This window comes from Streptomyces sp. NBC_01622 (assembly GCF_045209635.1).
Classification (GTDB): domain Bacteria; phylum Actinomycetota; class Actinomycetes; order Streptomycetales; family Streptomycetaceae; genus Streptomyces.
This window is the reverse complement of record NZ_CP109293.1, coordinates 9,005,517-9,024,421: the sequence shown is the minus strand read 5'-3', so window position 1 is coordinate 9,024,421 and position 18,905 is coordinate 9,005,517. Positions and strand designations below refer to the sequence as shown.

Below are 18,905 nucleotides of genomic sequence, written 5' to 3'. Positions count from 1 at the left end.
TCTAGAAGCCCTCGGGCCGTTTGCGTCGGCCACGCCAGAGGACGACCCCCGCGACGAGCAGGACTCCGCCGACGCCGCCCGCGAGGGGGCCCGCCCAGTCGGACGTACGGCTGTCGGTCTTGATGGGGTCGGGTCCCGCACCGAAGTACTTCTTGCCGTAGGCGGCGGCGTGCAGGTTCGTCGGCTTGAGGGCCGCGGCGGCCTTGATCGCGGCGGCGGGGTCGATGAAGCCGAAGCCCCGGGAGTCGTCCCGGCCGCCGACCGGAGGGTTGTGGGCGGTGTCCTCGAGGAGCTTCTTGATCTGGGCCGGGGTCAGCCCCGGGTGGGCCGCCTTGATGAGCGCCACCGCGCCCGACACGAAGGCGGACGCGGCGCTGGTCCCCCAGCCCTCGTAGTACTTGTGGTCGGGGTCGGCGATGACGACGTTGACGCCGGGCGCGCTGACCGTGGCGTACCAGCGGCGGGTGGAGAAGGAGGCGCGGGTGCCGTAGCGGTCCACGGCGGTCGCGGCGATCACCCCCGGGTAGGCGGCCGGATAGGAGACGTGGTCGCCCTTCTCGCCGCCGTTGCCGGCGGAGGCGACGACGGCGACGCCCTTCCTCAGGGCGTACTGCACGGCCTCGTCCTCGGCGGGCTCGGGGTGCGCGGAGGCGGAGTCGTCGCCGAGGGAGAGGTTGATGACGTCGGCGCCGTGGTCGGCGGCCCAACGGATACCGTCCGCAAGGGCGTTGCCCCGGGTGGTGCGTGCCTTGCTGCGCGCGGAGTCGCCGTCTTCGAGGATCACGCGGACGGGCAGGATCTTGGCCTCGGGGGCGACGCCCATGACGCCGTCCTCGTCACCTGGGCCGTGTCCGTGCCCGGCGATGATGCCGGCCATGGCGGTGCCGTGGCGGGCCCAGGCCCGGTCGCCCGGCTTCGCCCCGAAGCCGACCATGTCCTTGCCGGTGAGGACGTTGCCGACGAGGTCGGGGTGGTCGGCCTCGACGCCGGTGTCGAGGACGGCGACGGTGATGCCCTTGCCCTTGGTGGTCTGCCAGACCTCCTGGGTGTGCATGGCGTCCAGGGCCCATTCCTGGGCGCGAATGCCGTCGGCGTGCGCGACGGTGGACGGGACCAGGGCGAGGGAGGCGGCCAGCAGGGCGCTCACCAGCCCGGCCCGGCGGGACGTGACGCTCATGAGTTCCCCTCCGAGGCCTTCGAACTCGCAGCGGTCTCCGACGTCTTCGACGTCTCTGAGGCCGAGGTCTCGGAAGGTGAGTCGACGGTCTTGCGCAGGCTCCGCTCGACACGGTCCGCGAGCCCCTGCGCCTCATTGCCGAGACCCGACTGCGAGGGGGCCGTGGTGGAGCCGGAGGTGACGGCTTCGTCGGCGGGTTCGGGCGCGTCGACGGTACGGCCGTCCGCCCAGCCGGAGACGGCGTAGACGACGACGGGCGCGTCGGTGAGGACGGAGACGGTCCAGGAGGCCCGCTGTTTGTCGCCGAAGGTGGCGGCGACGGTGCCCTTCGCGGCGTACGCGCGGGGCAGGAGGTCGGTCCGGTCGCCGAGCTTCTCGTTCTTGAACCGGGTGGACAGCGAGGTCATCGCGGCGATGTCGGCCTTGGTGAAGAGGAGGCCGACCGTCGTGACATAGCTCTGGGTGGCGTCGGTGTAGGTGGCGCGCAGGAGCCGTTGGCAGCCGACCGGGGCGAGCACTCTGCTCAGCAGCGGGTCGAAGGCGCCCGTACAGCCGGTGTCCGGGGCCACGGCGATACGGGTCCAGGTGCGGTCGGCGCCGCCGGGGCCCGCGCCCTGGCCCTGCACGGTGGGCGGGAACAGCTGGTCGACGGGCACGCTGTGCCACAACTGCCCGGCGGCGGCGAAGGTGCTCGGACCGCCGCCGTCCCCGTCGTCGCCGGTGAGCCAACTCCCGGTCACCGCACCGCCGATGAGACCGAGACCGAGCACGACACAGGCGGCGACAGCGGCGGTACGGGACCGTATCCGCGCCCCCAACGGCCGCGGCCGCACCCGCTCGTCATACCCCTCGGGTTCCCCGAACGACACAACCGGCCGCCCGCCGACGGGAGTTGTCGGCGAACTCCAGGAAAAGGCGGGATCGGGACCCGAGTTGACTCCGGGCCGCGGCATTTCGGAGGCGGGGCGGACGGGGGTACCGGGGGCGGCGGGCGACCAGGCGCTGGTGCCGGTGCCGTCGGGGACCGGGGCGGGAGCGGGCTGAACTGGGGTAGTGGGAGCGGCAGATGACCAGGGGGCGGTGCCGGTGTCAGTGCCTTCGGTGGTGGGCGCGGAGGAGCCGGAACCGGACGCCGTGGGTCCAGCGGGAGGGGCATCGGAAGGCCGGGGCTCGGCAGTTCCAGTAGCGGAGGAGGGATACGGCGCACCGGCACCGGAAGGCGACCACACACCGCGCGTGGGCGCACCGCCAGTGGGATCCGTGAACGATTCACCCCGCCAAGGGGCAGCAGGGGGCGGCGGCCTCAGCTGAGAGGTGGTCTCCGACGGTTCCTCGGGAGTGACAGCCGGACGCGACGGAGGTGTCACCGGCCGGGCGGGGGTGTCGCGTTGCCGGTCGGCCGTCGGCGGTGAGGTCTCGGTCGCGGGGCGCGACGGGTCAGCGGGGCCGGGAGACGTCACGGGGCGGGGCGGAACAGTGGAACTGGCAGGCGTCGCCGGGCGGGACGGCTCCTGGCGCGGTCGGTCAGGGGCCTCGCGCGCAGGACGCGGCGGAACAGCCGACCCAGCAGGCGCTCCCGGACGGGACGGCTCCTGCCGCAGCCGGTCGGACGACTGACGTGGAGCCTCGCCCGCCGGGCGCGGCGGAACAGCGGAACCGGGAGGCGTCGCCGGGCGGGACGGCTCCTGGCGCGGTCGGTCAGGGGCCTCGCGCGGAGCCTCACCCGCGGGGCGCGGCGGGACTGCAGGGCGCGGCGGGGTGTCGGAGGCTGTCGGCGGGGTCGGGCGGAGGGGTGTGCTCGTCTCCGGCCTGGTTTCCCGGGGTGCTTCGCCGGCGCCCGTCGCCGTGGGCCGGTGGGGTGGCTGGGGCGGGACGGTACCGGGTCGTTCGGGGTTCGCGCGGCGCGGGTCGGTCGCGGATGCCGGCGGTGTGTCCGGGAAGCGTGCCGAGGCCGGCGGCGGGGGCGGGCTCACCGTCTCGGCGGCGAAGGGCGAGAAGGGCCGAAGACCCGGGAAGCGCGGCCGGGCGTCGGAGGAGCCTCCTGCCGACCCGCCGACGGAACCTGAACCGGCTCCGGTTCGAGTTCCAGCCCCGGACCCGGTTTCGGAACCCGCCCCAGCCCCGGACCCGTTGCCGGTTCCTGAGCCATTGCCCGCGAAGCCGTCGCTCTCAAAGTTCGCGAAGTTCTCGAAGCCGCCGCTCTCGAGGCCGTTGTCCTCGGACGCCCCGCGTGCGTCGGGGCCGTTGGCCGGACGCCCGGCGCGCGTCTCGAAGTCGTTGCCCGGAGAAACCGAACCCGTGTCGAACCCATTGCCCGGAGCCGCAGCGCGGTCCGCCTCCGAGCCGTTTCCCCGGAAGTCCGCGCCCGCGTCGGCCCCGGCGCTCCGCCGGGCCGCGCGTCTCGCGTTGCCGCCCTCCCACCACCCCGTACCGGGCCGGTCGCCGCCCCAGGTCACCCTGCCGTTCCCGTCACCCCGGCTGTCACTCTCGGCCGACTCCGCACCCGGTCCGCCCTGCACGTCCGAGTGCGCCTGTGCATCCTGCGTACCCGACACCGACGGAACCGACGGAATCGGACCCCGCCCCGAACCTGTCCCCGAAGCAGCCCCGGAAGATCCCCCAGTGCCGGAATACGGTCCGTCCAAGTCTTCGCCTGTTGTGTCGTTCACGGGCTGCGTCGAACTCCCCGAAGGGGCCCGCGGCGAGGTGGGATGTGGCGGTACGGGGGCGCGCCGCGCTTCCGTGCTCATGCACCCCCCGTTTCCTCGTACCCGGGCCACCGTTTGTTTCATGTGCGGGCCGGTGTGCTCCTGCCCTTGTTCGTATACGCGCCGGCGTCCACCCCGCCTCACCCGGCACGCACAAAAAACAAAGTCGTCCCGAGCACGCATACCCGCCGCGGCGGACCGCCATCCCGGGCGCGGTCGAACGACCGGCGGCGTTTCCTCCGTGCGTGCGCGTCACTCTACGGGTTGCCCCCGCTCGAACGGGAACCAGTCCACACCCCAGGGGCTTCTGCCCGGAACGTCCCCCTACCCTGCGGTAATCCTGTCTGGCAGGCTGCGTTCATGACTGCGCGCGCCGCCGACCGGGCCCGTTACGACCGGGCCACCGCCCACCTCGACGCCCCTCTCGCGATCGTCGACCTGGACGCCTTCGATGCCAACGCGGACGACCTCGTCCGCCGGGCCGGCGGCAAGCCGGTCCGCGTCGCCAGCAAGTCCGTCCGCTGTCGAACCCTCCTCGAACGCGTCCTGGCCAGGGACGGCTTCGCGGGCCTGATGTCCTTCACCCTGGCCGAGTCCCTCTGGCTCGCCCGCTCCGGCTTCGACGACGTGCTCCTCGCCTACCCGTCCGCCGACCACGCCGCCTTCGCCGAACTGACCAGCGACCCCAAGCTCGCCTCCGCCGTCACCGTGATGATCGACGACCCGGCCCAGCTCAAGCTCATCGACGACTCCCGCGACGGCGGCACCGAAGTGGTGCGTGTCTGCCTGGAGTTGGACACCGCGCTGCGGATGCTCGGCGGCCGGGTGCGCATCGGTGCGCTCCGCTCCCCCCTCCGCTCCCCCGCCCAACTCGCCGACATCGCAAGGACGGTGTCGCGTCGCCCCGGCTTCAAGGTCGTCGGGATCATGGCCTACGAAGGCCACATCGCCGGTGTCGGCGACTCCGTCTCGGGGCGGCCCTTCCGTTCCCGCGCCATCCGGCTGATGCAGGCCACCGCCAAGCGTGAACTCGCCGAGCGGCGCGCGGAAGTGGTGCGGGCCGTGCGGGCCGTCGTACCGGATCTGGAGTTCGTCAACGGCGGTGGCACCGGCAGTGTCCAGTACACCGCCGCCGAGGATTCCGTGACCGAGATCGCGGCCGGCTCCGGGCTGTACGTGCCGCGCCTCTTCGACAACTACACGTCGTTCACGGCCCGTCCGGCCGCGCTCTTCGCCCAGCCCGTCGTACGGCGCCCGGGCGTCGGCGTGGTCACCGTCCTCGGCGGCGGCTACCCCGCCTCCGGCGCCGCCGGCCCCGACCGGCTCCCGGTGCCGTATCTGCCGGAGGGTCTGCGCTACGACCCCCAGGAGGGGCCCGGCGAAGTGCAGACGCCGCTGCTCGGCTCCCCCGCCGACGATCTGCTCATCGGCGACAAGGTGTGGTTCCGGCATGCCAAGGCCGGTGAACTGTGCGAGCGGTTCGACGCGTTGCACCTGATCGAGGGCGACCAGGTGACGGCCACCGTCCCCACCTACCGGGGCGAGGGCCTGACCTTCCTGTGAGAGTTCACGGGGTCAACTGCCCCCGCTCCGGCGGGGGTTCACGGCTCACATCGGGGTGACGTACGCTCCCGCGATCCCGCCGTCGACCAGGAAGTCCGCCGCGTTGACGAACGACGAGTCGTCGCTCGCCAGGAACGCGACGGCGGCGGCGATCTCGGTCGCCTCGGCGAAGCGGCCGACCGGGATGTGGACGAGGCGGCGCGCGGCCCGCTCGGGGTCCTTGGCGAACAGCTCCTGGAGCAACGGGGTGTTGACCGGGCCCGGGCACAGCGCGTTGACGCGGATGCCCTCGCGGGCGAACTGCACGCCCAGTTCACGGGACATGGCCAGCACACCGCCCTTGGAGGCCGTGTAGGAGATCTGGGAGGTCGCCGCCCCCATCCTGGCCACGAAGGACGCCGTGTTGATGATGGAGCCCTTGCCCTGGCGGCGCATGTAGGGGATCGCGGCCTTGCAACACAGGTACACGGAGGTGAGGTTGACGTCCTGGACGCGTTTCCAGGCCTCCAGGCCGGTGTCGAGGATGGAGTCGTCGTCGGGCGGTGAGATGCCCGCGTTGTTGAAGGCGATGTCGACGCTGCCGTAGGTGTCGAAGGCGGCCTTGAAGAGCGCGTCGACCTGCTCGGGGTCGGTGACGTCGACCTTCACGAAGAGCCCGCCGACCTCGTCGGCCGCCGCCTTGCCGTGGGTCTCGTCGATGTCGCCGCAGACGACGTTGGCCCCCTCGGAGGCGAGCCGCCGCGCGGTGGCGAGGCCGATGCCGCTGCCGGCTCCGGTGATGACCGCGGTACGGCCGACAAGACGCCGGCAAACAATCTCTGAGGTCACTGTGCTGGGCCCTCCGTGCTGGTGGAGACGTCACTGATGAAGACGTTCTTGGTTTCGGTGAAGGCGGTGAGCGCGTCCGGGCCGAGTTCGCGGCCGATCCCCGACTGCTTGAAGCCGCCGAAGGGGGTCCAATAGCGGACGCTGGAATGGGAGTTGACGGACAGGTTGCCGGCCCGGACGGCCTTCGAGACGCGCAGGGCGCGGCCGACGTCACGGGTCCAGATGGAGCCGGAGAGGCCGTAGTCGGTGGCGTTGGCCAGGCCGATCGCCTCCGCCTCGTCCTCGAAGGGGAGCACTACGGCGACCGGGCCGAAGACCTCCTCGACGGCCACGCGTGCGTGCGGGTCGACGCCGGTGACGACGGTGGGCGGGAACCAGAAGCCGGGGCCCTCGGGCGCCTTGCCGCGGATGCCGGCCAGGTCGTCGGTGACGTACGAACGGACGCGCTCCAGCTGGACCTTGGAGATCAGCGGACCCATGTCCGTCTTCTCGTCGGCCGGGTCGCCGACCGTGACCCCTTCGATCGCGGGGGTCAGGAGGTCCAGGAACCGGTCGTAGACGGAGCGTTGGACGAGGATGCGGGTGCGGGCGCAGCAGTCCTGGCCGGAGTTGTCGAGGAAGGACATGGGGGCCGCCGCTGCGGCTGCCTCGATGTCCGCGTCGGCGAAGACGATGTTGGGGCTCTTGCCGCCGAGTTCGAGGGTGACGCGCTTGAGGAGTTCCGAGCCCTTCGCCAACACTTGTTTGCCTACGGCCGTTGACCCGGTGAACACGATCTTCGCGACGCCGGGATGCTCGACGAGCGCGGTGCCCGTGACCGGGCCGTGGCCAGGCAGTGCCTGGAAGAGGCCCTCGGGAAGGCCCGCCTCCAGGGCGAGTTCGGCCAGCCGGAGGGCGGTCAGCGGGGTCGTCTCGGCCGGCTTGAGGATGACCGCGTTGCCCGCCGCGAGGGCCGGGGCGGTGCCCCAGGCGGCGATCGGCATCGGGAAGTTCCAGGGCGCGATCACGCCCACCACGCCCAGCGGTTCGAGGATCGTGATGTCCAGGCCGCCCGCGACCGGGATCTGCCGGCCCGTCAGCCGCTCCACTCCCCCGGCCGCGTAGTCGAGCAGATCACGGACGTTGCCGGCCTCCCAGCGGGCGTTGCCGACCGTGTGCCCGGCCTCGCGCACCTCCAACTGGGCGAGTTCTTCGAGGTGTTCGTCGACCGCGGTCGCGAAGCGGCGCAGCAGACGGGCGCGGTCGGCGGGCGGCAGCGCGGCCCACTTCGCCTGGGCCCGCGCGGCGCGTACGACGGCGGCGTCCACGTCGGCCGCGGTGGCTGCCGGGACGGTGGCGATGACCTCCTCGGTGGCGGGGTTCAGTACGTGCAGCGGGTGCTCGGCAGGCAACGGGGTCCTCACAGGCGTTCGAAGGAGCGGCGCAGCTCCCAGTCGGTGACGGCGGCGTCGAAAGCTTCCAGTTCGACGCGCGCCATGTTCCGGTAGTGCGCGACGACCTCGTCCCCGAAGGCGGCCTTGGCGATCGGGCTGTTCTCCCACAGCTCGGCGGCCTCGCGGAGGTTGGTGGGGACGTGCGCGTACTCGCCGCTGTAGGCGTTGCCCGCGCAGGCCTCCGGCAGCTCCAGCTTCTGCTCGATCCCGTAGAGCCCGGCCGCGACCAGCCCCGCCACCGCCAGATGGGGATTCACATCGCCGCCGGGCAGCCGGTTCTCGAAGCGCATCGAGCGGCCGTGGCCGACGACCCGGAGCGCGCAGGTGCGGTTGTCGTAGCCCCAGGCGACGGCGGTCGGCGCGAACGAGCCCGGCTGGAACCGCTTGTAGGAGTTGATGTTCGGGGCGTAGAGCAGCGAGAAGTCACGGAGCGCGGCGAGTTGGCCCGCGAGGAAATACCGCATGACCTCCGACATGCCGCCCTCGCCGTCCCCGGCCATGGCGTTGCCGCCGTCCCCGTCGCCGAGCGAGAGGTGGATGTGGCAGGAGTTGCCCTCGCGCTCGTTGTACTTCGCCATGAAGGTGAGCGAGACACCTTCCTGGGAGGCGATCTCCTTGGCGCCGGTCTTGTAGACGGCGTGCTGGTCGCAGGTGACGAGGGCGTCGTCGTAGCGGAAGGCGATCTCGTGCTGGCCGGGGTTGCACTCGCCCTTGGCGGACTCGACGGTCAGGCCGGCGGCGGCCATCTCGTTGCGGATCCGGCGGAGCAGCGGCTCGATGCGCCCGGTCCCCAGCACCGAGTAGTCGATGTTGTACTGGTTGGCCGGCGTGAGACCTCTGTAGTTGGCGTCCCAGGCCTGTTCGTACGTGTCCTTGAACACGATGAACTCCAGCTCCGTACCGACCTGCGCGGTGAAACCGTGCTCGGCGAGGCGCTCCAGCTGGCGGCGCAGGATCTGGCGGGGTGCGGCGACCACCGGCGATCCGTCGTTCCAGGCGAGGTCGGCGATGAGCATGGCGGTGCCCGCGTTCCAGGGCACACGGCGGAGGGTGGACAGGTCCGGGTGCATGGCGAAGTCGCCGTAACCGCGCTCCCAGGAGGACATCGCGTAGCCGTCGACCGTGTTCATCTCGGTGTCGACGGCGAGGAGGTAGTTGCAGCCCTCGGTGCCGTGTTGGAGCACGTCGTCGAGGAAGAAGCGGGCGGCGAACCGCTTGCCCTGGAGCCGGCCTTGCATATCGGGGAAGGCCAGGACGACAGTGTCGATCTCGCCGCCGGCGACGAGAGCGTGCAGCTCCTCGACGCTCAGCGGGGGTGTGCGGTCTGCCACGGGAAAGCTCCTTCGGCTTCTGCGCGCTTTTTCCGGCCGGGCCGGAAGCCATAAGGTATTGCGGAGAACCATTGCTTGGGAAGGGGGTGCCGCCATATGTCGCTGGATGCGGAGGACGGCGTCGAGGACCGGTTGACCCCGGTGCTGCGGCCGGTGCGGGCGGGCAACGGCTTCGAAGAGGCGCTGGAACAGATTCTGCAGGTCGTACGGCTGGGGCTGGTGCCGGGGGGCGAGCGGTTGCCGGCCGAGCGGGAGCTGGCCGAGCGGCTGGGGATCAGCCGCGTGACACTGCGCGAGGTTCTGAAGGTACTGCAGGACCAGGGGCTCGTGGAGTCGCGGCGCGGACGCTACGGCGGGACGTTCGTGCTGCCGAAGTCGGACGCCGGCGGCGAGGACGAGCTGCGGCGGCGGATCAGCGTGGTCGACATCGAGGACGTACTGCGCTTCCGCGAGGTGCTGGAGGTCGGCGCGACGGGCCTGTGCGCGACGCACGGCCTGACGGCCGAACAGGCGGGACGGCTGCGCGACGCCCTGGCCCGCACGCACGACGCGCCGCTCGCCGACTACCGCCGCCTGGACACCCTGCTCCACCTCACCCTGGCCGAACTGTGTGGTTCGCCGACACTGACCGCGCAGTACGCGGCGGTACGGGCCACGGTGAACGACCTCCTCGACTGCATCCCGCTCCTGGTCCGCAACCTGGAGCACTCGCAGCGGCAGCACATCGCGCTGGTGGAGGCGGTGCTGGACGGGGACGCGGACGGGGCGCGGGAGATGATGCGGGAGCACTGCGCCGGGACGGCGGCCCTGCTGCGGGGCTTCCTCGCGTGACGGGTGGGGTAGTTCAATGGTTCCCGTCGAGTCCATTCACGTCGCTTCGCGGTCGGAGGAAAGCATGGCGGGCAGGCCGCTGATCGGCATCAGTACATACCTGGAGGCCGGGGCACGTTGGGGCACCTGGGAGCTGGAGGCCGCGCTGCTGCCGGCCGGCTACCCGCGGCTGGTCCAACAGGCGGGCGGCCTCGCCGCGATGCTGCCGCCGGACGCCCCCGAGCACGCGGCAGCGACCGTGGCCCGTCTCGACGGCCTGGTGATCGCGGGCGGTCCGGACGTCGAGCCGGTCCGCTACGGCGCGGAGCGCGAGCCCCGCACCGGCCCGCCCGCTCTCGCCCGGGACACCTGGGAACTCGCCCTGATCGAGGCCTCGTTGACGGCCGGCCTGCCCCTGCTGGGCATCTGCCGGGGCATGCAGCTGCTGAACGTCGCCGTGGGCGGCACCCTCGTTCAGCACATCGACGGCCACGCGGAGACACCGGGAGTCTTCGGCCGCCACCCGGTCAAGCCGGTACCGGGAACGCTGTACGCGGCGGCGGTACCGGAGGAGACGTCCGTACCGACGTTCCACCACCAGGCCGTGGACCGCCTGGGCGCGGGCCTCGTGGTCTCGGCCTGGGCCGGGGACGGCACCGTGGAGGCGGTCGAACTCCCCTCCGCCGACTGGGTGTTGGGCGTCCAATGGCATCCGGAGATGGGTGAGGACCTGCGCGTGATGCGGGCCCTGGTGGCAGCGGCCACGGTCGCCACTACGGCGCCGTCTCCCACCGCTTCCTGAGCCAGCCGAGGGCAGCGTCGCCCTGCGCCCGCTGGAAGGCACGCAGGGTGGGCAGGCCCGGCGGCGGAGGCAGGAGCGAGTGCTCGACAAAAAATGCGGCGAGCCCCGCCAGGGTGGCGGTGACACCGGACGGATCCGCACCCTCGGCAAGGGGATGCCGACTGAACAACTCCTCCGGATCCGGACCGCCTTGGGCCCGCACACACGGCAGCATGACCAGCAGGTCGAACCAGGGGGCGGCAAGGACGGCGTGCGGCCAGTCGACGAAGACGACCCCGCCGTCGTCCGTGAGCAGCATGTTGTCCGCACGCAGATCGCCGTGCGCGAGGATGCCACCGGACGCGGACTCGGCCCAGGGGGCGGCGAGTTGGGCAAGTTCGGGGAGATGCCCGACCGTCCAGGGGTCGAGTCGTCCGCCGACATCACCCACCTCTCCGTCGAGCAGACGCCGCCACCCGTCGAAGTCGCCGGCAAGGCTGTCGGCCACGGGCGGGGCGGCGACGGGAGACGGCGTGAGAGCACGGCCGAGTTGCTCCACGGCACGCAGGACCCGCGCCAACTCGCCCTCCCGCCATGGGACATGAGGCTGCCGCCCCACCACCTCCTCAAAAACCAGCACAACCCACATACCGTCGTCATACGCACCCAGGAGACGAGGGGCGGGAACCGCGGCCGGCAGAGCCGCGGCATTACGAGCCTCTGCGCGATGCAACTCCGGGCTGTGCGGGTTGACCTCGGCACTGACCGCCTTCACAAAGGCACGAGCACCGTCGGCGGTCCGCACCCTGGCAGCGGTCCCCGGCGAGAACCCGCCGACCTGAGTGACGGCACGCGTCACGGGCGAACCGAGCAACCGCGCGACGGCCTCGTGGACGTGGCCGGGGAGGGCTTCCCAGGGGGTACGGACGCCGGTGGCGGGCGGGGCGGTCGGAGAAGACATGCCGGTCATGGTGAGGGAGGGTGGCGGGCGCGTGCCAAGGGTTTTCGCCGCGGGCGCCGATACTCCGGGCTGGGGTGACGCACCGCCCGCCTACTTCGAGCTGGGGCGACGCACCGCTCGACTACTCCGGGCCGGAACGCGCACTTCTCGGCACCGAGCCGGGGTGGCGCACCGCTCGCCCTACCGGGCCAGGGCCGCGAGCCTCCCACCCGACCAAGCCGGGGCCGCACGCCCCTCGGCCCACCGAGCCCGGGCGGCGCACCACACCCCACCGAGCCGAAGTCGCACACCTCACGACCCACCCAGCCCGAGGCCCACACCCCTCACCCCACCAAGCCCAGGCGGCATACCCCTCACCCCACCAAGCCGGGCCGCGAGATCTCGCGCCACCGAGTCGGGGTAGCGCACCTCACAACCCACCGAGCCCAGGGGCGCACACCCCTCGCCCCACCAAGCCGGGGCCGCACGCCCCACAACCCACCAAGCCGGGGCCGCACGCCCCACAACCCACCGAGCCCGGGCGGCACGGCCCTCGCCCCACCGAGCCCGAACGGCGCACCGCTCACCCCACCGAGCCGAGGCGGCGCACTTCTCGACCCACCGAGTCGGGTGGTGGGTGGGCATAGGTCGGGGGTCTGGGGGCGGAGCCCCCGGGCGGGGGTGTCAAGCCCGGGTCAGGGACAACAGCTCGCGCGCTGGGCCTGTCGGTCGGTGGCCCGTGGGCCAGACCGCTCTCAGGTCGCGGGCCAGGGTGAGTCCCTCGACCGGTATGCGGACCAGGCGTCGCGTCGACAGTTCCTCGCCCACCGCCAGTTCGCTCAGGACAGCCGGCCCCGCTCCGCTCACCGCCGATGCCTTGACCGCCGTAGTGGAGGACAACTCGATGAGAGGGCGGGCCAGGCCGCCCAGTGCCGCGTCCAGGACCTGGCGTGTGCCCGAGCCCTTTTCCCGGAGGATCAGCGGTGTCGACGCCAACTCCGTTGCGGGGACGGGGCGTCGGCGGCGGGCCCAGGGGTGGGTGGGGGCGGTCACGACGATCAGGTGGTCGTGGGCGATCACCGTGGAGTCCAAGCCGGACGGGACCGACAGGCCCTCCACGAAGCCCAGGTCCGCCTCGTCGGCCAGCAGTTGTTCCGCGACCGTCGTGGAGTTGCCGGCCAGCAACGACACCGCCGTGTCCGGGCGTTGGGAGCGCAGAGCCAGGAGCCAACCGGGGAGCAGGTACTCCGCGATGGTCATGCTCGCGGCGACCCGGAGCCGGGAGTCCCGCCGGTGCCGTAGCGCCTGGGCACCCGCGTCGAACGCGGCGGCGGCCTCGACGACCCGGCGCGCCCAGTCGGTGACCAGGGCACCCGCGTCCGTGAGCCGCGAGCCGCGCGGAGAACGGTCCACCAGGGCCACACCGAGCTGCCGTTCCATGGAGCGGATCCGGCTGCTGGCCGCCGGCTGGGTGATGCCCAGCTCGCGTGCCGCGCCACCGAGGCTGCCGAGCCGGGCCACCGCCAGCAGCAGTTCCAGCGCGCCCAGATCCGGCACCCGGTGCGCTATCGACCCTCCCCGCCCGCCGTCCGTCTCGTCACTGCTCATAAATCCAGTTTATGTCCCCATAGGCACATACTCCCTGGTCGCCCGTCTCAGCCGGCGAGACGCTGGACACATGGTCACCGCAGTTCGTCACCTCGGACCCAACTGGTACGCGTCCGTCATGGGCACCGCCATCGTCGCCACAGCCGGCGCCGGGCTCCCCGGCCACCTCCCGGGACTGCGCACGGCCTGCACCGCCGTCTGGGCCCTCTCCCTCGCCCTCCTCCTGGCCCTGCTCACCGCCCGCACCCTGCACTGGACCCACCACCGCGACCAGGCCCGCGCCCATCTCCGGGATCCGGCGACGGCCCCGTTCTACGGCTGTCTCGCGATGGCCCTGCTGGCGGTGGGCGGCGGTGCCCTCGTCGTCGGGCAGGACTGGATCGGGCTGCGCGCGGCGGTCGTCCTCGACGCCGTGCTGTTCGGCGCCGGCACGGTCGTCGGGCTCACGGCCGCCGTCGCCGTCCCGTACCTGATGGCCGTACGGCGTCACGTGCATCCCTCGGAGGCGACCCCGGTGTGGCTGCTGCCCGTCGTCGCGCCCATGGTGTCGGCCGCCCTCGGGCCGCTCCTGGTGCCCCATCTGCCGCCCGGACAGCCCCGGGAGACACTCCTCCTCGCGTGCTTCGCGATGTTCGGGCTGAGTCTGCTGGCCACGCTCCTGATGCTGCCGCTGATCTTCGCCAGGCTGGTCACCGGCGGACCGCTGCCCCTCGTACTCACCCCGACGCTGTTCCTGGTGCTCGGCCCGCTCGGTCAATCGACCACCGCCGTCGGCAAGTTCGCGGACTTCGCCCCCGGCGTCGTACCGGCCGCCTCCGCCCAGGCCTTCAGCCTCCTGGCCGTTCTCTACGGCGTCCCCGTCATGGGCTTCGCACTGCTCTGGTTCGCCCTCGCCACCGCGCACGTGGTCCGCGCCAGGCGCCGGGGTATGGGCTTCACGATGACCTGGTGGGCGTTCACCTTCCCGGTCGGCACCTGCGTCACCGGTGCCGAGTCCCTGGCCCGGCACACCGGCCTCGCCGCCTACGACGGGCTCGCGTTCGTCCTGTACGGCGTGCTCGTCATCGCCTGGGCCACCGCAGCCGTACACACGGCCCGGGGTCTGATCAGCGGCGAGCTGCTCGCAGGGCCTCGGACAGCACCCGTGGCGCTTCGGCCAGTGACGGCCCGTACCACGTCAGGTGCCGGCCGCTGACGAGCGCGCAGGGCAGGTCGGGGAATGCCTCCGGTCCGTCCTCGGCCGTGAAGCGGTACGGCTCGTCGGGGAGGACCACCAACTCCGGTTCCGCGGCCCGTAGTTCATCGAGCGTGGCGCGCGGGTAGCGCTCGGCGTGCGTCGCGTAGGCGTGGTCGACGCCCAGGCGGGACAGCACATCGCCCGCGAAGGTGTCCCGCCCGAGCACCATCCAGGGGCGGCGCCAGACGGGGACGACGGCGGTCAACCGGCGTTCGGGGACCGGGAGTTCGGCCCATGCCCGCTCGGCCTCGTCCAGCCAGCGCGGTCGTGGCGATGCTCCGCAGGCGGCCAGGACCCGGTCCAGTTCGCGGAAGGCCTGCGGGACGTCACGCACTTCGGTGACCAGGACCCCGACACCCGCCTCCCGCAGGGCCGTCAGGTCCGGCTCGCGGTTCTCCTCCTCGTTGGCGACCACCAGGTCGGGCGCGAGGGCGAGGATCGGGTCGAGCTTCGGGTTCTTGGTGCCGCCGACGCGCGTCACGTCCAGGCCGGACGGATGACTGCACCAGTCGGTCGCGCCGACCAGAACTCCCGGCAGCGACACGGCAATTGCCTCCGTCAGGGACGGCACGAGCGAGACGACGCGCATCAGCGCGCGCGGTCCTGGACCGCCTCGATGTGCTCGGCCACCGCGACCACGACGACCCGGGTGTCCGGCACGGTCGCGCGCCAGCGGTGACGTACCCCGCCGGTCAGGTACATCGTGTCGCCGCGCACAAGCCGGTACGCGCGCCCCTCCGCCTCGATCTCGACGGCGCCGTCCGCGACGTACATCAACTCGTCGTTGCGGTGCTGGAATTCGCGTCCGGCGTCATGGTCGCCGGTGAACTCCGAGGCGTGCAGCTGGTGATGACCTCGTACCAGGGAACGCATCCGGGGTGCGGCCGACTCGGGTTCCTCGGCGCGTACGACGTCGACGCTGCACGCGGGGTCGGCGGCGGCGAGGAGTTCGACGGCCGTGGTGCGCAGGGCGTCGGCCACCTTCTCCAGGGAACTCCGGCTGGGGCGCGCCCGGTCGTTCTCGACCTGGCTCAGGAAGGGCACCGACAGACCGCTGCGCTCGGCCACGACGGCGAGTGTCAGGTCCAGCGCGCGGCGCCGCCGCCGTACGGCCGCACCCACCCGAAGGGGCTGTTCTTTGTGGTCGCCCATCGCTCCGGCTCCCTCCTTCGCTCGTCGGCCCGCAGCCGGTTCTGAACCTGCCTCTGATGAGTTCTCTGCACCCTACGCATGTTCGGCAAACCGTTTCATGCGCCTGTCACATCCACGTCACACAGCGTGCGATCGGACCTCACGGTTCTGGCCAGTGCACAGGGGCCCGCTGCCCCTCGATCAGCGCGAGAGTTCGTCTCTACTCTTCAATGCGTACGCGGTCGCCTGTGTTCCCGCTCACTTCTCGGGCCCGATCGAGCGGCTTCGTAGCGCTGTGTGGTTGGCCGGATCCTTTTCGTACCGGGACAGCACGAAAGGTGGGCTTCGCCGCACGAAGGGGGAACGCGCGGCGAAGCCCACCTCCGGGGCGGCGGCTGGGACTGTCAGGTCATCCGGCCGCCTGGCTCTTCTGGTTCTGCTTCACCGGTGCCCACTTGTCGACGAGGCCCGGGTGCTGCTTCAGCCAGGTGCGGACGGCGGCCTGCTCCTGGCCCTTGCCGGACTTCTGGATCTGCGCCTCCAGACCGGTGAGCTGCGCCTCGGTCATGCGGAAGCCCTTCAGCCACTTGCCGACATCGGGGTTGTCGGCGGCGAAGCCCTTGCGGGACACGGTGTGCACGCCGTCGCCCTTGCCCCAGGCGTTCTTCGGGTCGGTGAGCTTCTTCAGCTTGTAGTCGCTGTACGCCCAGTGCGGCGACCAGAGCGTGACGACGATCGGCTGCTTCTTGGCGTACGCGCGCTTCAGCTCGGCCAGCATCGCCGGAGTGGAGCCGTCGACGACGTCGTAGCCCTGAAGGCCGTACTCCTTGAGGACCTTGGTCTTCAGGAGGCCCATCATTCCGGCGCTCGGTTCGATGCCGGTGATCTTGCCGCCGAACTCGGCGGCGTGGGTCTTGAGGTCGGCGAGCGTGTTGACGTCCTTCACGTACGACGGGACGGTCAGCTCCAGGGACGTGGAGCCGTACCAGCTGCCGAGGTCGTCGAGCTGCTTGCCGTACTTCTTCCAGTACTCGGCGTGGGTGGTGGGCAGCCAGGCGTCGGTCTGGAAGTCGACCTGGCCGGTGGCGACGCCGGTGTAGAGGGGGCCGGCGGCGTACTGGGTGGTCGTCACCTTGTAGCCGCGCTCCTCCAGGAGCTCCTTCCAGAGGAAGGTGGAGGCGATTCCCTCGTCCCAGGGGATGTAGCCGATGGTGATCTCCTTGCCCTTGCCGACGTCCGTGGCGGAGGTCGCCTTCGTCCCGGAGGAGGAGCCGAAGACACCCAGGCCGCCGGCCACCAGGGCGAGGACGACCACACCGATCACGGCGAACGCCGGGCGGGGGCGGTGGTTCCAGGGTTTGACACTCTCCGCCGCGCGGGCCTTGGCGGCGGCCCTGCGGCCGAGCGGGGAGATCTGGGTGCCGAGCGCGCCGGTCATCCGGTCGAGGTAGATGGCGAGGACGACGATGCCGACGCCCGCCTCGAAGCCGAAGCCGATGTCGAGCTGGCCGATGGCCTCGTTGACGGCGCCGCCGAGGCCGCCGGTGCCGACCATGCCCGCGATGACGACCATCGACAGGCCCAGCATGATGACCTGGTTGACGCCCGCCATGATCGTCGGGAGGGCGAGCGGCAGTTGAACGCGCAGCAGGGTGTCGCGCGGTGAGGTGCCGAACGCCTCGGCCGCCTCGACGAGTTCGGCGTCGACCTGCCGGATGCCCAGCTCGGTCATGCGGACGCCGGGGGCGAGCGCGAAGATCAGGGTGGCGATGACGCCGGCGGAGGTGCCGAGCCCGAAGAAGAGGATCGCCGGGATCAGCAGCACCATCGACGGCATCGTCTGGAGCAGGTCGAGGGCGGGCCGTACCACCGCGCTGACCGTCTTGGAGCGGGCCGCCCAGATGCCCAGCGGGATCGAGATCACCAGGGCGATGACGGTCGCGACCAGTACCAGGGCCAGCGTCGACATGGACCGGTCCCACAGGTCGAGCGAGTCGATCAGCAGGAACCCGGCGAAGGCCAGGACACCCGCGACCAGTCCGCGCAGCCACCAGGCGAGCACCGCCAGGATGCCCGCGAGAAGCAGGGGTTCGGGCGCGGTGAGGACCGCGTTGACACCGTCGTACATGCCCTCGACGACCGTCTTGATCGCGTCGAAGAGCCAGGACATGTGGGCGACCAGCCAGTCGACCCCGGAGTCGACCCAGTCACCGAGCGGAAGCCTAGGCACAGGCGGTCACCTGCTCCTGCTCCGTGGCGGACTCCCCGAGGAACGCGACCAGCCGTTCCTGCGGTACGACTCCTACGACGGCGTCGGCCGCGTCGAGCACCGCGACCGGGTGGGTGAGGCGGGCGCTGAGGGCGCACAGGTCGGTGAAGGGGGTGTCCGGCGTGGCGGTCTCGCAGTCGCAGTCGGCCTCGTGGCCGTCGACGCCGGTGTCCATGACGGCGGACGCGGTCAGCACCCGGGAGCGGTCGACGTCCTGGATGAAGGAGGCGACGTAGTCGTTCGCGGGGCGCAGCAGGATGTCCTCGGCGGTGCCGGTCTGGACGATACGGCCGTCGCGCATGACGGCGATGCGGTCGCCGAGGCGCATGGCCTCGTTGAGGTCGTGGGTGATGAAGACGATGGTCTTCTTCAACGACTTCTGGAGTTCCAGGAGCTGGTCCTGCATGTCCCGGCGGATCAGCGGGTCGAGCGCGCTGAAGGACTCGTCCATGAGGAGCAGGTCGGCGTCGGTGGCCAACGCCCGGGCCAGGCCGACGCGTTGCTGCATTCCGCCGGACAGCTCGTCGGGCCAGGAGTCCTCCCAGCCGGCCAGGCCGCACAGCGCGAGGGCCTCGCCTGCGCGGGCTTCGCGCTCGGCGCGGGGCACACCCTGCACTTCCAGGCCGTAGGCGGCGTTCTCGCGGACGCTGCGGTGCGGGAAGAGCGCGAAGTGCTGGAAGACCATGCTGATCTTGTGGGCGCGAACCTGGCGCAGTTCGCGGTCGGTGAGCGCGGTGAGGTCCTGGCCGTCGAAGAGGACGCGGCCCGCGGTGGGCTCAAGGAGTCCGTTGAGCATGCGCAGGAGCGTGGACTTGCCGGAGCCGGACAGGCCCATGACGACGAAGATCTGGCCCGGTGCGACGGAGAAGGAGGCGTCGATCACGGCTGCGGTGGTGCCGTCGGCGCGCAGTTCCTCCCGGTCGGCTCCTGCCTGGAGCCGTTCGACCGCCTGGTCGGTTCGTCTGCCGAACACCTTGTGCAGGTGCTCGGCTTCTAGCCTGGCTGACACGCGTACCTCTCGTTCGGGGGCAGGACAGGGAGGCGACGGCGCTCGCGATCGGGATGACGACGGGCCCGGGGCCGTCAACT

Annotated in this window: 15 protein-coding genes; 4 read left to right on the top strand and 11 right to left on the bottom strand. The window is 71.7% G+C overall.

Annotation, left to right across the window (positions count from 1 at the left end):
- Nucleotide 1 precedes the first annotated feature (1 nt).
- Both mycP and OH768_RS41815 read right to left on the bottom strand, forming a co-directional pair.
- The gene (gene mycP / locus OH768_RS41820) at nt 2-1,177 is read right to left on the bottom strand and encodes a type VII secretion-associated serine protease mycosin (RefSeq protein ID WP_406461677.1); all 1,176 of its coding nucleotides are present in this window, start codon (nt 1,175-1,177) and stop codon (nt 2-4) included.
- Entirely contained in the window at nt 1,174-2,046 is an 873-nt protein-coding gene (locus OH768_RS41815) for a hypothetical protein (RefSeq protein ID WP_406461675.1), read from the bottom strand. The genes mycP and OH768_RS41815 overlap by 4 nt, the downstream gene beginning before the upstream one ends.
- A 2,199-nt stretch (nt 2,047-4,245) precedes the next feature.
- Between OH768_RS41815 and OH768_RS41810 the strand changes: the two genes are divergently transcribed.
- Nucleotides 4,246-5,448, top strand: a complete 1,203-nt coding sequence (locus tag OH768_RS41810) for an amino acid deaminase/aldolase (protein WP_406461674.1) — start codon at nt 4,246-4,248, stop codon at nt 5,446-5,448.
- Between the two features lie 45 nt (nt 5,449-5,493).
- Here OH768_RS41810 and OH768_RS41805 read toward each other — a convergent pair whose 3' ends face one another.
- The 3 genes from OH768_RS41805 to OH768_RS41795 are packed head-to-tail and all read right to left on the bottom strand — an operon-like array spanning nt 5,494 to nt 9,040.
- Nucleotides 5,494-6,276: a 3-oxoacyl-ACP reductase gene (locus OH768_RS41805; RefSeq protein WP_406461673.1), complete on the bottom strand. Its 783-nt coding sequence runs from the start codon at nt 6,274-6,276 to the stop codon at nt 5,494-5,496.
- Nucleotides 6,273-7,667: an aldehyde dehydrogenase family protein gene (locus OH768_RS41800; protein WP_406461672.1), complete on the bottom strand. Its 1,395-nt coding sequence runs from the start codon at nt 7,665-7,667 to the stop codon at nt 6,273-6,275. Before OH768_RS41800 ends, OH768_RS41805 begins: the two co-directional genes overlap by 4 nt.
- Before the next feature lie 8 nt (nt 7,668-7,675).
- Nucleotides 7,676-9,040 carry a glutamine synthetase family protein gene (locus OH768_RS41795; RefSeq protein WP_406461670.1) on the bottom strand — a complete coding sequence of 455 codons (1,365 nt, stop codon included), beginning with the start codon at nt 9,038-9,040 and terminating at the stop codon, nt 7,676-7,678.
- A 96-nt stretch (nt 9,041-9,136) separates the two neighbouring features.
- Here OH768_RS41795 and OH768_RS41790 point away from each other — a divergent pair, with 96 nt between their 5' ends.
- Together OH768_RS41790 and OH768_RS41785 are read left to right on the top strand one after the other, a co-directional pair.
- The gene (locus tag OH768_RS41790; protein WP_406461669.1) at nt 9,137-9,871 is read left to right on the top strand and encodes a FadR/GntR family transcriptional regulator; all 735 of its coding nucleotides are present in this window, start codon (nt 9,137-9,139) and stop codon (nt 9,869-9,871) included.
- 64 nt (nt 9,872-9,935) lie between these two features.
- Nucleotides 9,936-10,652: a gamma-glutamyl-gamma-aminobutyrate hydrolase family protein gene (locus OH768_RS41785; protein ID WP_406461668.1), complete on the top strand. Its 717-nt coding sequence runs from the start codon at nt 9,936-9,938 to the stop codon at nt 10,650-10,652.
- On the opposite strand, the gene OH768_RS41780 is transcribed toward OH768_RS41785, so the two are convergent.
- Both OH768_RS41780 and OH768_RS41775 read right to left on the bottom strand, forming a co-directional pair.
- Nucleotides 10,624-11,592, bottom strand: a complete 969-nt coding sequence (locus OH768_RS41780) for an aminoglycoside phosphotransferase family protein (protein ID WP_406461667.1) — start codon at nt 11,590-11,592, stop codon at nt 10,624-10,626. The two genes, OH768_RS41785 and OH768_RS41780, sit on opposite strands and share 29 nt — an antisense overlap.
- 663 nt (nt 11,593-12,255) lie before the next feature.
- Nucleotides 12,256-13,179 carry a LysR family transcriptional regulator gene (locus OH768_RS41775; RefSeq protein ID WP_406461666.1) on the bottom strand — a complete coding sequence of 308 codons (924 nt, stop codon included), beginning with the start codon at nt 13,177-13,179 and terminating at the stop codon, nt 12,256-12,258.
- A 70-nt stretch (nt 13,180-13,249) separates the two neighbouring features.
- On the opposite strand from OH768_RS41775, the gene OH768_RS41770 reads away from it, so the two are divergent.
- A complete protein-coding gene (locus OH768_RS41770) occupies nt 13,250-14,374 on the top strand; it encodes a TDT family transporter (protein ID WP_406461665.1) in 1,125 nt (374 codons plus the stop codon).
- Here the strand turns inward: OH768_RS41770 and OH768_RS41765 are convergent.
- From OH768_RS41765 to OH768_RS41750, 4 genes are all read right to left on the bottom strand, one after another.
- On the bottom strand, nt 14,286-15,005 hold the full coding sequence (locus OH768_RS41765) for a helical backbone metal receptor (protein WP_406461664.1): 720 nt from the start codon (nt 15,003-15,005) through the stop codon (nt 14,286-14,288). The genes OH768_RS41770 and OH768_RS41765 overlap by 89 nt on opposite strands.
- Nucleotides 15,005-15,568 carry a helix-turn-helix domain-containing protein gene (locus OH768_RS41760; protein WP_406461663.1) on the bottom strand — a complete coding sequence of 188 codons (564 nt, stop codon included), beginning with the start codon at nt 15,566-15,568 and terminating at the stop codon, nt 15,005-15,007. The genes OH768_RS41765 and OH768_RS41760 overlap by 1 nt, the downstream gene beginning before the upstream one ends.
- Nucleotides 15,569-15,956: 388 nt before the next feature.
- A complete protein-coding gene (locus OH768_RS41755; RefSeq protein WP_406461662.1) occupies nt 15,957-17,777 on the bottom strand; it encodes an ABC transporter permease/substrate binding protein in 1,821 nt (606 codons plus the stop codon).
- Nucleotides 17,770-18,825: a glycine betaine/L-proline ABC transporter ATP-binding protein gene (locus tag OH768_RS41750; RefSeq protein ID WP_406461660.1), complete on the bottom strand. Its 1,056-nt coding sequence runs from the start codon at nt 18,823-18,825 to the stop codon at nt 17,770-17,772. Before OH768_RS41750 ends, OH768_RS41755 begins: the two co-directional genes overlap by 8 nt.
- Nucleotides 18,826-18,905 lie beyond the last annotated feature (80 nt).

What these genes read in the sequence shown, in the direction of transcription:
- mycP (WP_406461677.1), bottom strand. Translation starts at nt 1,177, where the DNA reads ATGAGCGTCACGTCCCGCCGGGCCGGGCTGGTGAGCGCCCTGCTGGCC.
- OH768_RS41810 (WP_406461674.1), top strand. Translation starts at nt 4,246, where the DNA reads ATGACTGCGCGCGCCGCCGACCGGGCCCGTTACGACCGGGCCACCGCC.
- OH768_RS41790 (WP_406461669.1), top strand. Translation starts at nt 9,137, where the DNA reads ATGTCGCTGGATGCGGAGGACGGCGTCGAGGACCGGTTGACCCCGGTG.
- OH768_RS41785 (WP_406461668.1), top strand. Translation starts at nt 9,936, where the DNA reads ATGGCGGGCAGGCCGCTGATCGGCATCAGTACATACCTGGAGGCCGGG.
- OH768_RS41780 (WP_406461667.1), bottom strand. Translation starts at nt 11,592, where the DNA reads ATGTCTTCTCCGACCGCCCCGCCCGCCACCGGCGTCCGTACCCCCTGG.
- OH768_RS41775 (WP_406461666.1), bottom strand. Translation starts at nt 13,179, where the DNA reads ATGAGCAGTGACGAGACGGACGGCGGGCGGGGAGGGTCGATAGCGCAC.
- OH768_RS41770 (WP_406461665.1), top strand. Translation starts at nt 13,250, where the DNA reads ATGGTCACCGCAGTTCGTCACCTCGGACCCAACTGGTACGCGTCCGTC.
- OH768_RS41765 (WP_406461664.1), bottom strand. Translation starts at nt 15,005, where the DNA reads ATGCGCGTCGTCTCGCTCGTGCCGTCCCTGACGGAGGCAATTGCCGTG.
- OH768_RS41760 (WP_406461663.1), bottom strand. Translation starts at nt 15,568, where the DNA reads ATGGGCGACCACAAAGAACAGCCCCTTCGGGTGGGTGCGGCCGTACGG.